This is a genomic window from Synechococcus sp. H60.3, assembly GCF_047462295.1.
In the GTDB taxonomy this organism is placed as follows: Bacteria; Cyanobacteriota; Cyanobacteriia; order Thermostichales; family Thermostichaceae; genus Thermostichus.
In genome coordinates this window covers 5,465-17,354 of sequence record NZ_JANSIY010000052.1, presented here as the reverse complement: position 1 = coordinate 17,354, position 11,890 = coordinate 5,465, and the positions used below count along the sequence as shown (strand labels likewise).

General features: G+C 61.9%; 10 protein-coding genes. 6 read left to right on the top strand and 4 right to left on the bottom strand.

What is annotated here, in order from left to right:
* Positions 1-204: 204 nt before the first annotated feature.
* Entirely contained in the window at positions 205-1,707 is a 1,503-nt protein-coding gene (locus NW841_RS07290; RefSeq protein ID WP_414365860.1) for a cation:proton antiporter, read from the top strand.
* On the opposite strand, the gene NW841_RS07285 is transcribed toward NW841_RS07290, so the two are convergent.
* Positions 1,708-2,289 (bottom strand): FHA domain-containing protein, encoded by a 582-nt coding sequence (locus NW841_RS07285; RefSeq protein ID WP_414372637.1) that lies wholly within the window; start codon positions 2,287-2,289, stop codon positions 1,708-1,710.
* Positions 2,290-2,406: 117 nt separating this feature from the next.
* Here NW841_RS07285 and NW841_RS07280 point away from each other — a divergent pair, with 117 nt between their 5' ends.
* The 4 genes from NW841_RS07280 to NW841_RS07265 all read left to right on the top strand — a co-directional run bounded on the left by NW841_RS07280 (position 2,407) and on the right by NW841_RS07265 (position 4,721).
* Entirely contained in the window at positions 2,407-2,625 is a 219-nt protein-coding gene (locus tag NW841_RS07280) for an NAD(P)H dehydrogenase subunit NdhS (RefSeq protein ID WP_414365858.1), read from the top strand.
* A gap of 11 nt (positions 2,626-2,636) precedes the next feature.
* Complete coding sequence (locus NW841_RS07275) at positions 2,637-3,386, top strand: low-complexity tail membrane protein (RefSeq protein WP_414385972.1); 750 nt, start codon at positions 2,637-2,639, stop codon at positions 3,384-3,386.
* Positions 3,387-3,507: 121 nt separating this feature from the next.
* Positions 3,508-4,308: a hypothetical protein gene (locus tag NW841_RS07270; RefSeq protein ID WP_414385971.1), complete on the top strand. Its 801-nt coding sequence runs from the start codon at positions 3,508-3,510 to the stop codon at positions 4,306-4,308.
* A gap of 164 nt (positions 4,309-4,472) precedes the next feature.
* A complete protein-coding gene (locus tag NW841_RS07265) occupies positions 4,473-4,721 on the top strand; it encodes a DUF2949 domain-containing protein (protein ID WP_414385970.1) in 249 nt (82 codons plus the stop codon).
* A gap of 89 nt (positions 4,722-4,810) precedes the next feature.
* On the opposite strand, the gene NW841_RS07260 is transcribed toward NW841_RS07265, so the two are convergent.
* Together NW841_RS07260 and NW841_RS07255 are read right to left on the bottom strand one after the other, a co-directional pair.
* Positions 4,811-8,008 (bottom strand): efflux RND transporter permease subunit, encoded by a 3,198-nt coding sequence (locus NW841_RS07260; RefSeq protein WP_414332519.1) that lies wholly within the window; start codon positions 8,006-8,008, stop codon positions 4,811-4,813.
* Positions 8,009-8,063: 55 nt separating this feature from the next.
* The gene (locus NW841_RS07255; RefSeq protein ID WP_414385969.1) at positions 8,064-9,359 is read right to left on the bottom strand and encodes an efflux RND transporter periplasmic adaptor subunit; all 1,296 of its coding nucleotides are present in this window, start codon (positions 9,357-9,359) and stop codon (positions 8,064-8,066) included.
* A gap of 280 nt (positions 9,360-9,639) precedes the next feature.
* On the opposite strand from NW841_RS07255, the gene NW841_RS07250 reads away from it, so the two are divergent.
* Positions 9,640-10,419, top strand: a complete 780-nt coding sequence (locus NW841_RS07250; RefSeq protein ID WP_414332523.1) for a hypothetical protein — start codon at positions 9,640-9,642, stop codon at positions 10,417-10,419.
* A 37-nt stretch (positions 10,420-10,456) separates the two neighbouring features.
* Here NW841_RS07250 and NW841_RS07245 read toward each other — a convergent pair whose 3' ends face one another.
* Entirely contained in the window at positions 10,457-11,752 is a 1,296-nt protein-coding gene (locus NW841_RS07245) for a class I SAM-dependent methyltransferase (RefSeq protein WP_414385968.1), read from the bottom strand.
* Positions 11,753-11,890: the final 138 nt, after the last annotated feature.

Below are 11,890 nucleotides of genomic sequence, written 5' to 3'. Positions count from 1 at the left end.
TTATCTGGACTATAGGCAAAGGGAAAGAGTGCTCACATGGGCGTTGCCAGGGGATTGCGCGGGAGGTTAGGTTTTGTAACAGTCTTCCGGCGGAGCGACCCCAGAGATGGCAACCCAAGCTTTTCTGCCGCTCTGGTTAGGCCGGCTTAGACGAAAAGCTGTCCATCTGAGGGTGAGATCTTGCTGTTGAATTGCCTAGATCCTGTGTTGCTGGCTGTCGAAGCCGCTGCTTCCGTTGAGCCGCCAGTGGGAGACAACCTCTCTCCCCTGATCTTGGTGGCGGTGCTGCTGGCGTTGGTGGTTATCTACTTGGCCAGCCGCATCGCCGGAGAAATTGCCGTTCGCCTCAGCTTCCCCCCGGTGCTGGGAGAGTTGCTGGGGGGTGTCTTGGTGGGAAGTTCTGCCCTGGGGCTGCTGGTCTTTCCAGAAGGGCCGGTCTCCCCAGAGACGTTGCACAACTTGGCCCACTCCTCCGCCTTGATGCAACTGCTGCAAGTGACTGCCGGCCTCGACGAGGGATCCCTTGTGCCGGTGTTTGCCTCCCAGACTGAGATCATCAACGTCCTCTCGGAGATCGGGGTAGTTATCCTCCTATTTGAAATTGGCCTCGAGTCGGATCTGGGGGAACTGTTGCGGGTTGGCCCGCAGGCAGCGGCTGTGGCCGTTATTGGGGTTGCTGTCCCCTTTGCGGCGGGAACCCTGGGCCTGCTCTACCTCTTTCACGTGCCCGCCATCCCTGCCATCTTCGCCGGGGCGGCTCTGACGGCAACCAGCATTGGCATCACCGCCCGCGTCTTGGCCGAGCTGCAAAAACTCACCTCCCCCGAAGGCCAGGTGATCATCGGCGCCGCTGTCCTGGACGACGTGTTGGGCATCATCATCTTGGCCGTGGTGGCCAGCTTGGCCAAAACCGGAGAGGTTGACGTCGCCGATGTGAGCCTCATCATCCTCAGCGCTGTCGTCTTTCTGGTCGGCTCTATCGTCTTGGGGCGACTCCTCAGCCCCTACTTTGTGGCCCTTCTCAACCACCTGAAAGCCCGCGGCAACCCCCTTTTGCCCGCTCTGGTGTTGGCTTTCTTGTTGGCCTACGTGGGACAGGTGATCCACCTGGAGGCGATTTTGGGCGCTTTTGCCGCCGGCCTGATTCTGGGGGAAACCGACAAGCGTCAAGAGCTAGAAGAACAGATCAAACCCGTTTCCGACCTGCTGGTGCCCATCTTCTTCGTCTGTGTCGGGGCCAAAACCAACCTCGCCGTCCTTAACCCCGCCATCCCTGCCAACCGGGAGGGGTTGATCATTGCCGTCTTCTTGGTTAGCGTTGCCATTTTCGGCAAGCTGGCCGCTGGGCTGGGGGCGTTTGGCAAGCCGGGCATCAGTCGTTACGCTGTCGGCGTGGGCATGATTCCCCGCGGCGAAGTGGGTCTGGTGTTTGCCGGCGTGGGAGCGGCCAGCGGCGTTCTCTCCGAGGCTCTCGACGTCAGCATCATCGTCATGGTGATTGCCACTACCTTCATCGCCCCCCTCTGGCTGCGGGGGGTGCTGGTGGGCGGGGAAGCAATAGAAGCCAATACGTCCGGCCCAGACGACGCCCCTCCCTCTCTCTTGGAGCTACAGGCGGAGGCTACGGAGCAAGGCCGCAAAGACGCTGCCAGTGCCCCAGAGCTCGCTCCCCCAGACTCAGGACGGGTGGGTATTCCTGAGGGTTAATCAACCCCTCAGTTGCCGCCAGATGGCCTGTACCAGCAGCCGCAGAGGGTTGCGCCGACGTGGTTTCCCATCTCGGATCCTGTCCGTCGTCTCTGCTTGTGGCGCCATCGCTTGCACTGACGGCGGGTCAAACCGCTGTATTGTGGTCGAGCGTCGATCCACCACCTCTGCCTTAACGCTGCGGAAGCCCACAGCCTGGAGACACTGCTGAAAATCGGCATCGCAGGAGCGGCGAACATAGTATTGCAGCCGCACCTGATCCCCCAACAGGATCTGATCTCCGTCCTTGAGATCCCAGCTCAGACATCTCTGCCCGTTCACTGAGATGCCGTTGGTGCTGCGCTTGCCCTCAAGATTGCCGTCCAGCAGCCGGTAGGTGTACTGGCCGTCCTTGTGCGGTAGCCGCAACAGCAGCGCATGTTGCCGGGAAACAGCTGCCGAATGGATGACAATAGCGTTGCTGGGATCCCTGCCGATAGAATAAGTGGCGGCACTGAGGGCCACGGCCCGCCGTCCCTGCTCGTCGTCGATCACTAGCACATGCCAAGTCTGGGGTGAAGAGAAGGCGGAGTCGGTAGGCATGGTCTGGGCATTGGCCGGGGGTTAGCTCCGCCGAGGGGAGACTCGGCAAAAGAGAGGCTTTCCCTCATAATGATAGGACAGGGCTCCCCTAGCAGTGAGCAATTGTAAACAGCAGCTATGACTTCAGCTTCATCCCTTCTCCAGGAACTCCCCCCGATCTACCCCGGGGTGGCTGTGCGGGTCATCAATCCCAACGATACTTACTACCTCTTTGAAGGACAGGTGCAGCGGGTTACCGACGACCACGCTGCTGTCCTCTTTGAGGGCGGCAACTGGGATAAATTGGTAACCTTCCGCCTCACGGAACTGGAAGTGGTGGACAAATCCCGTCGCTAGCTTGGTTTTCCATGCGCAGCCATTGGCAGGAACCATTCCTCTGGATCTGTGCCGCTGGGATCCTCCTCTTTCCCGTGTGGCTTGGGCTAACCGTCATTGGGTTGGCCACGGGGGATCCCCTTCTGCCGGTGGGAGTAGAGCAGGCGGCAGTGGCTGTGGCGGGCATTGGGCCAGTATTTGCCATGCAGTGGCGCAAACCGTTCGACATCTTCAGCCTGTGGGTGGCCGCCATTCCTCCCGAAGAGCTCACCCCCGGCCAACGGCGTATTTTAGCTGCCTTCCTCAGCCCCGAACACAAGATCTTGACGGTATTGGCGGCACTCCTGCTGCTAGAAGTCTTTGAGCGCCTCTACGACTTTGCCCCCCTCTTTGCCTCCCTCACCCCCGGTGGCGGCACCCGCCTGGCCGGCCTGGCCATAGCCGCCTTCGGGTTTTGGGGGGCCAACCTGTTTTTCCAGATCCCCATTGCAGCCGTGCGGGTGCTCCTCCTCAGCGAGCTGGAGCTGGCCCAAATCGATCCCATCCCTGCTGAGGAGATCGAAAGCCGCTTCTCCGTTGTTGGCGATCGCCACATCCCGCTGCTGCAACGGCTGTTACGCTGGGTTGCCGCTCTGGGATCCGCAGTCCCATCCCAAGGACAAAAGGATGAAAATCAGAGACTTGACTGTAAAGTAACAGAAGTATCTGAAGCTGCCAGCTCAGATACTGAATCTGAAGGACGGGAGGCTGCCACACCGGAAACAACCCCTGACTTTACCTAGACAGGTTGCTGGGACGGATTTCCACCCCAAAGAAACTGCAGCTCGATGTTAGAGTGGATGGAATCCAGACTGTTGTCTGACCATCGGCGTTCTCCCGACCTTCGAGGCTACCGCACCGGCAATGGCGAGCAACCTTTCCTCCCGCTTGAAACAGTTCACCCAACGCCTCAGAGAAACCACCCAGCTTTCCCCGTTTTTCACCGAGCAAGCCACCAGCGAAACCCAAAACCTCGCGCGGGAGTTGGCTCAGCTTGGAGAATATGCCACCCAGCTCAGCCAGGTGGTGATGGAGGTGGACTTCCTCAACCAGCTCCATACCCGTCTCTTGAATGAGCGGGAAGTGCTGCAGCAAGAAAAAGACAACTTAGAAGCACGGGTCTTCGAGTTGCAGCAGGAGCGCAACGAGATTGAGCCCCAGGTGATGTACCTGCGTGAACAACTGAGCCAGGCTGCTTTTCAACTGGAGCAAACGCAAAACCGCGAGCGCAGCCTTAGCGAGCGGGAACGGCAATTGTCAGATATTGTAGCCCAACTGGAGCGCCGGCGGGCCGTCCTCAACCAGGCTATCGAAAACCTCACCAACCAAGAGGCCGATTACACCGTTCGCAACAAAGAGCTGGAAGCCGTCATCAAGGATAACGAGCGCAAAGCCAAGCAATACTTAGAAGCCGCCAACCACTACCGGGCCTACTTGGAAGAGCTGAACGCCCAGATACAGGAAGCTCAGGCCAAGCTGAGGAGCCTCGGTGTTGAGCCCAAACCCACTGACCTGCCGCGGCTTGAGGATATGGAAAAGCCGACTCCCATCCCTACCCCGCCGCCCTCCACTCCCATCGGCTACCCACCACCCCAACAGTCTCCTCCACCCCAGTCGGGCGGTTACTGGTCGGACAGCCCCTTCGATGACGATCCCTGGAGCTAGGTTGCCCAGCCCACCCCCCACGACCCAGCTCTGCGGCAAAGCTCAGTGCTCTCTGCCTTGACCCGCCTTGGGAGGAGGTGGTGAGACACGTACTCTGAAGAAGAGATCCACAGGAGGGGATCCCTTCTGGGGATCCAGCGTCTAGTTGCACCCAAGCCAGACCTATGGAACCGACTGTGCCGGATTTACAAGCCCTCAGCCAATGGGATCGGCAGTTCTGCCGCTTTGCCGAGCAGCAACAGCTCCTCAAGCCCAAACAACTGGCCTTGGCCCTGAAGATCCAGCGGCAGCAGCACGGCCCCCTGGCATTGATCCTCTGGCAGTTGGGGTTCGTGGGCCTGCAACACTTGGCCCAGTTCTGGGAGAGAGTATCTAGCGGCGCCGAGCTGCTCCGAGACGGGGCCCTCGGCTGAGAAAAGGGGCAAGAGCCCCAAGGTTCTGCGCTATCCCTCTGTGTCCCTGGAAGAAGCTGGAATCCACAGGCATAGGTCTTGCCCTGCAGTCAAGTCGATTCTTCCGGCAGCAGACCTTTGGGATCCTCTGGCGGCGGCAGATGCGCCAGATCCACAGTCGCTCCCCCCAACAGCCGGGCTTGGATCCCTTTGAGGACGACATACAGCACCGGCACCACCAGCAGGCTGAGTAGGGTTGAGACGAACATACCGCCGATAACAGCCGTGCCCAGAGATTGGCGGCTGGCAGCCCCGGCGCCACTGGCCACCGCCAGCGGGAAAATGCCCAGGATCGTGCTCAAAGCCGTCATGAGGATGGCGCGGAAACGCGTCTCCGCCGCCTGGATCGCGGCCTTGGCCAGTGGGATCCCTTGGGCAACCAGTTGGTTGGCAAACTCCACGATCAAGATCGAGTTCTTGCTGGCCAGACCGATCAACATCACCAGCCCCACTTGGCAAAAGATGTCGTTGGCCAGGCCCCGCAGCAGTTGGGCCGAGAGCGCCCCCAAAACCGCCAGCGGCACCGCCAGCAGAATGATCAAGGGATCCACATAGCTCTCAAATTGGGCCGCCAGCACCAGGAAGACGAACACCGACCCCAAAGCAAAGATCAGCGGCGCCTGCCCCCCCGACTCGATCTCTTCTAAGGACAGGCCCGACCACTCGAAGCCAAACCCCTGGGGCAGCAAGCGGGCAGCCAGACTTTCCATAGCCCGAATGGCCTGGCCCGAGCTGAAGCCCGGCAGCGGGCTGCCCTGGATCTCCGCCGAGCGGAAGAGGTTGAAATGATTGATGAGCGCCGGGCCGGTGGTCTCCTCCACCTGAACCAACGTGCTCAAGGGCAAGAGCTGCCCCTGCCCACCGCGCACGTAGAACTGGCCAATACGTTCAGGGCTGCTCCGGAAAGCCTGGTCCGCCTGGACGTAGACCCGGTAGTTGCGGTTGAACAGGTCAAAGTCGTTGACATAGGTGCCTCCCAGCAGCGTCTGTAGCGTGCCGAAGACCTCGGCCAGCGGGATCCCCAGCACCTGCGCTATGTCCCGATCCACCTTGACCTGCAACCGGGGGGAGTTGGCGTTGAAGGTGGGCGGATTAATCCGCACGCCCAGGGGGGGCTGGCCCGGCGGGGGCGGCGAGTTGCCCACAAAGAAAAAGGCGTTGGCCGTCTGCTGCAGCAGGTTGAAATCGTTCACCCCCCGATCCTGGAGTTGGAAGGTAAACCCGCCCGTGTTTCCCAGATCGGGAATGGCTGGCGGCAAAATCGGGATCACCAACGAGCGGCTGATCCCGCCCAAAAAGGGCCCGAACAGCCGGTTGACAATCGCCTGCGCCGATTGTTCCGGTCGCCGCCGCTTGTCCCAGGGCTTGAGGGTGGCGAAGATCAACCCGTTCCCCGGCGAGGGCCCAGTAAAGCTGAACCCCCCCACGATCACCTGGTTTTCGATTTCCGGGATCCCGTCCAAAATGGCGCTGGCCTGCCGGATGACCCGGTCGGTGTAGTTGAGCGAAACCCCCGGCGGCCCCTGCACAATGGTGATGAAAAAGCCCTGATCCTCATCCGGCACAAACCCCGTTGGCACGATCTGGAACAGCCAATAGGTGAGGCCCAGACAGGCGACAAACCCCGCCACCACCACCAGCCGCAGCTTCACCACCAGCTCCAGCAGCCGGCGATAGGCGGCGCGGATCCCTTCCACCGCCCGGTCAAACCAGCGCAACAGCCAAAACATCTGCTCAGAACGTGGGCGGATCAGCAGCGCCGACAACGCCGGGGCCAGGGTAATGGCATTAAACGTAGACAGGGAAACCGATACGGCAATGGTGACGGCAAACTGCTGGTAGATGCGGCCACTGGTGCCGGGAAAGAACGCGATCGGCACAAACAAGCCCAGCAGCACCAGCGTCGTGGCAATCACCGCCCCCAGCACCTCGTTCATCCCCGCCGAGGCCCCCTGCAGAGGCCGCATGCCGCGGTCGCGGATGTAGCGGGAGATGTTCTCCACCACCACGATGGTGTCGTCCACCACCAAACCGGTGGCCAAAGTGAGGCCAAACATGGTCAGGGTGTTGATGGAAAAGCCGAATAGGCGCACAAAGGCGAACGTCCCCAGCAGCGCCACCGGGATCGTGACGGTAGGGATAAGGGTGATGCGCCAATCTTGCAAAAAGATAAACAGCACCAGCACCACCAGGACGATAGCCTGGAGCAGGGTGAAGATCACCTCTTGTACCGACTCGGTGATGAACAGCGTGGCGTCGAAGGCGATCTCGTAGATCAAGCCGGGCGGGAAATTTTTCGCCAGCTCGGCCAACGTCTGCCGCACCTGCCGCGACACCTCGAGGGCGTTGGCATCCGGCTGCTTGGTGATGGCGATCCCCACCGCCTCCTGGCCGCCGATGCGGAAGAACGTATCGTAACTTCGGGCTCCCAGCTCCACCCGGCCCACGTCGGCAATGCGCACCAAGCCGCCATTTGGGCTGGCTTTGAGGACAATTTGGGCAAACTCCTCCGGCTGGGAAAGCCGACCCGTGGCCTGGACGCTGATCTGAAACTCCTGATCCGGCAGGCTGGGCTGGCTGCCGATTTGGCCGGCAGGCACCTGGATATTCTGCTGGCGCACCGCGTTCACCACATCCAGCGCCGTCAGCCCGTAGCCGGCCAGCCGCGTCGGATCCAGCCAGATGCGCATGGCATAGGTGCGCTCCCCAAAGACGATGACATCGCTAACGCCACGGATGCGCCGCAGGGCATCCCGCACGAACAGCTCGGCGTAGTTGCTCACAAACAGCTCGTCGTATTCCCCCGCCTCTGAGCGCAGCGCCACCACCTGCACAAAAGCGCTATCGCCCGCCTTTTCCACGCTGAGGCCGTTTTGAATCACTTCTGCCGGCAGCCGCGCCTGCACGCGTGCCACCCGGTTCTGCACATCCACAGCTGCTGTGTCCAGATCCCGATCCGGGCTGAAGGTGACGGTGATCTGGCTGGTGCCGTTGCTGCTGCTGACCGAGGAGATGTACCGGATGCCCTCGACGCCGTTGATCTCCTGCTCCAGCACATTCGTCACCGCCGTCTCCACCGTCTCGGCATCGGCCCCGGGGTAAACAGCGGTCACCGTCACTGCCGGCGGCGCCACCTGCGGGTAGTAGTCCACCGGCAACAGGGGGATGCTCACTGCTCCCACCAGCACGATTAGGATGGAGCAGACGCTGGCAAAGACAGGGCGGCGAATGAAAAAGTCAACAAACATAGACAGGGATCCGCATGAGGAGTAGAAGGGAGTGGCCGAGCTCAAGAGGGGAGATCTAGGGCGGGGATCCAGGTGGTCTCCCTCCTCCTTGCCTCCTCTGCTGCAAAAGCACCTCATCGACGATGGGGGCGCCATCGCGGATTTTTTGCAGGCCGCTCAGCACAATCGGCTCATTGGCCTGCAGCCCCTCCAGCACCTCGTAGCTGTTGCCGTGGATGGATCCCAGCCGCACCGGCTTTTGCACCGCCACCGCTCCAGGGGGCTGGCCCTCTTCTGCAGGATCTGCAGTCTGCACCGTGTAGACAAAGGTTTGGGCGCCCAGACGGGCTACCGCCGTCACCGGCACCAACAAAGCTGGCCGCTCCTCCCAGACGATGCGGGTTCGCACAAACTGGGCGTTACGCAACTGGCCGGCGGGGTTCTCCAGCAAGGCCTTGGCCAGGATCGACTGCGTGCCGGGATCCGCTTCAGGCGCAATGAAAGAGACTTGGCTGGTGCCGATGACCTCGCCGCGGCTATCTAGGATCTGCACCGGCGTGCCGATGCGCAGGCGGGGGGCCTGCTGCAGCGGGATGTTCAGGTTCAGCTCCAGCGCCTGGGTTTGGGTCAGGGTGGTCAAAACCGTCTGGGGTGTCACATAATCCCCCTGCCGCACCAACACCTCGCCGACAATGCCGGCAAAGGGAGCCGTGACCTGGAAAAACTGCAGTTGCACCTGCTGCCGCTCCGCCTCGGCCCGGGCCCGCTCCACCTCTCGCTCTGCCCGCAAGATGGCCGCCTCTTGGGCCCGGATCTGCTCCTGCTGGGCCGCCAAGGCTGCCTCCGCCTGGCGCAGATCGCGGCTGGACTGATCCGCTTGCGCCTGGCTAATAGCCCCCTCGGCCAAGAGGCGCAGGTTGCGCTCGTGCTGCTCCTGGGCGAACTCTGCCGCCGCCTCCAGCCGCAGCCGCTCCGCCCGCAACTGGCTGAGCACAGCTCGGCTGCTCTCCAGGTTGGCCTGGGCCGCCGCGATCCCCGCCGTTTGGCCGGCCACCGCCGCCTGTTGCTGCCGGCTGTCGATCGCAAACAGGGGCGCCCCGGCAGAGACCTGGGATCCCAGCCGCACGAACACCTGGGTTACCTGGCCGCTCACCTGGGGCCGGATGCTTGCCACCTGCTGGGATCCGAGGCTGGCGATGAACTCCGCAGTCTCCTGAATGGGCCGTTCTTCCACGGCGCCGATGGCCACCGGGGTGGGCTGGCTTTGTCCACTTCCTCGGCCTTCCATGCCGCGAGGGGGGCCCCCCGCTCGACAGGCAGCCAGCAGCAAAGAAAAACACAACAGCGGCAGAGCTGTTCGCAATCGCCTCATGATTACAACTGCTCCCACAACAGAGGGATCCCCTCTCTGCATTGGCTCAACTAACCAAGGTAATGAGCCTGTGCCTTCCTGCACCTGTGCAAAAGCGCTTGCCATCCTTCCCAATCCAGAACTAAGGTGTATGCTTAGCCAAAAGCCCAGCTTAGCGTCCAGAGCCCCAGCTCGCCGGACAACGGCCATCTTTGGCCAGACGGTTCTAAACTTGTTGCGCAAGCATCGGATCTTTTGTTACCTGACGCGAAGGCAAGTCGCTGCAGTTGAGGAAGTTGATATGAGGACTGTAGCCGTAACCTGGTTTCGCCCGCTGCAGCTCGACTGTCGTCCTCAGCACTGGCTGTGGAGCTGCCTCGGAGCAGCAGCCATCACAGCCTTCACGGCGGTTGCTGCTTGGGCGCGGCCAGTATTGGAAGTGCGCATGACCATGGGCTTGCCCATCAGCCCCAACTATTGGTACCTGGTGGCCCTCAGCCGGGCCGGCAGCCCTGGCCCCACTGCCAACCTGGTGGATCCCAATGTCCGCGTCGGGCCCAATGAGTATGCCTTTGTCCAGAACTGGGACTACCTCATCCGGGTTACCCCTCTCAACGAAGAATCGGTCTTGCAGTCCACCATCCAGCGGTTTGGCGAGCCGGAGCGGGAGTTTGCCGTCGGCTTTAACCAGGTGCGGGCAGAGCGCCTCAGCCGCGACCGCGACACCCTCCGCTTCCAGATCGACATCTCCGAGCTCCAGGGCCTGGACGGGCGGGATCAGGATATCCAGGTGGCGCTGCTCACCGCCCGTGCCCCCTTCCGCGTTGCTCCTGAAGAAACCAACCTGGCCATTGACGCCACCCGTGGCGAGCTGCCCCACTACTACCGCCTCAGCCTCTCCAACCAGCGGCAGGTGGTTGTGGACGATCCCCAGCGGCAAGAGACAGTGCGCCGCAGCCGAGAATTGATCCAACAAAGTGGCTCTGGGGCTGCCCTCACCCGCGACCTCATCGAGGGGGGAGCTTTGGAGATTTTGGCCGCCAACATTCTTACCTTTGAGCTGCGCCTGGTGGACCGCTAGGGATCCTCTCCCCTGCATGCCCAAGATTGCCGCCATTTCAAATCCCTTCTTTGGCAAGAGAAGCTAGGCTGGGATCCAACATCACAAACAGAAACGACTCCAGCCCTGCCAGGTAGGTGAGCACCTGCTCCTGGGCCGCTTCCTGGTCGATCCGATGGGCTTGGGCCGCCTGCTCGACCAAGCTAGCCACCGCCACTGGCCCCTGCAACAGGGATCCCAGCCAGGCCATCTGGGGGGCTGGTATGGTCAGGCGCCCACGGCTGGCCCCCGGCCAGTTCATGGCAAACTCCAGCTTCTTGTCGTGGGCCTGGGCAAAGTTGTGGCGAAACTCGGCGTTGTCCATCAGGATGGGGTTGAGCTGCACCCTGCCCTCCAGCCAGTCGGCGTCGCTCCAGGGCAAGACCAAGGAAGAGCCGGGGTGCTCCGCCCAAAAGTCGATTAGGCGGTGGTCGGGGTAGATTAGCTCGTAGAAGTGGTTTTGCTCGGCAGGGGAAAGCTTGTCCAGCTCCGCCTGCAGCCAAGCCGGCATGGCCCTGTCTTTGAAGAGCAGCGTCGGATCCCAGTCGGCGTAGTCCACTAGGCAAACCAAGCCCAGCTCCGCCTCTTGAAGCAGGCGCAGGAGATCCGGGAGCAAAAACCCTTTGTCGCCGGGTAAGAGGTAGTTGGCGCGGATGTTGGTGTCGTCGCTGTAGATCTGGGGATCCCAGCGCAGGGCAGCGCGTAGCTCGTCAGAGGCCAGGCTGGCCATGAACTCCCGCACCCGCCGGCAGGCTTCGGGGGTGGGCAGCTCAAACAGGCCCAGCAGCCGAAACGCCTCCTGCAGGCGGAAGATCACCTGCCGCTGGTAGGCGTGGTGCAGGTTGGCCCGCAAGATCCCGTCCGGCTTGAGCACCCGCTTAAGCGCCTTCAAGCCCGCCACGGGATCCTCAAGCAGATAGAGCACGTCGTTGAGGCTGATGAAGTCAAACTGCTGCCCCAGTTGTTCAATCTCCAACAGGTTGAGGGCATGCAGCTCCACCTCCCCAAAGCCGTGGTAGCGCAGGCGCCGCTCCGTTGCCTGCACCGACGCCGGCGAGAGGTCGCAGGCCACCAGCCGCGCCCCTGGGTTGGCCTCCGCCAAGATCAAGGTCTCCCAGCCGGAGCCACAGCCGACGTTGAGGATGGCGATCCCCTCGCTGGGCAGGATGGCGCGGGTACGGGCGTATTGGGCCGTCGTCCAGCTCAGGCGGTACAGACTACCGATGGCGCTGCGGCCCGACGCCTCAACAGGTACGTTGGGATAGGGCAGTTCCTCGTAGAGTTGCCGCAAAGACTCGGTTGTGCTGCCGGCCATGGGATCCACTCCAGGAAGCTGCTCCCTATGCTACTGCCTCAGGAACGCCGCAATAGCGTCGGCAATGGCCTCATTGCCCTTGCGATCCAGCTCCTCCGACGCCTGGGGTGGGTGAGGGGGATCCCGCAAGAAGTCCCA

What these genes read in the sequence shown, in the direction of transcription:
- NW841_RS07285 (WP_414372637.1), bottom strand. Translation starts at nt 2,289, where the DNA reads ATGCCTACCGACTCCGCCTTCTCTTCACCCCAGACTTGGCATGTGCTA.
- NW841_RS07280 (WP_414365858.1), top strand. Translation starts at nt 2,407, where the DNA reads ATGACTTCAGCTTCATCCCTTCTCCAGGAACTCCCCCCGATCTACCCC.
- NW841_RS07275 (WP_414385972.1), top strand. Translation starts at nt 2,637, where the DNA reads ATGCGCAGCCATTGGCAGGAACCATTCCTCTGGATCTGTGCCGCTGGG.
- NW841_RS07270 (WP_414385971.1), top strand. Translation starts at nt 3,508, where the DNA reads ATGGCGAGCAACCTTTCCTCCCGCTTGAAACAGTTCACCCAACGCCTC.
- NW841_RS07265 (WP_414385970.1), top strand. Translation starts at nt 4,473, where the DNA reads ATGGAACCGACTGTGCCGGATTTACAAGCCCTCAGCCAATGGGATCGG.
- NW841_RS07260 (WP_414332519.1), bottom strand. Translation starts at nt 8,008, where the DNA reads ATGTTTGTTGACTTTTTCATTCGCCGCCCTGTCTTTGCCAGCGTCTGC.
- NW841_RS07255 (WP_414385969.1), bottom strand. Translation starts at nt 9,359, where the DNA reads ATGAGGCGATTGCGAACAGCTCTGCCGCTGTTGTGTTTTTCTTTGCTG.
- NW841_RS07250 (WP_414332523.1), top strand. Translation starts at nt 9,640, where the DNA reads ATGAGGACTGTAGCCGTAACCTGGTTTCGCCCGCTGCAGCTCGACTGT.
- NW841_RS07245 (WP_414385968.1), bottom strand. Translation starts at nt 11,752, where the DNA reads ATGGCCGGCAGCACAACCGAGTCTTTGCGGCAACTCTACGAGGAACTG.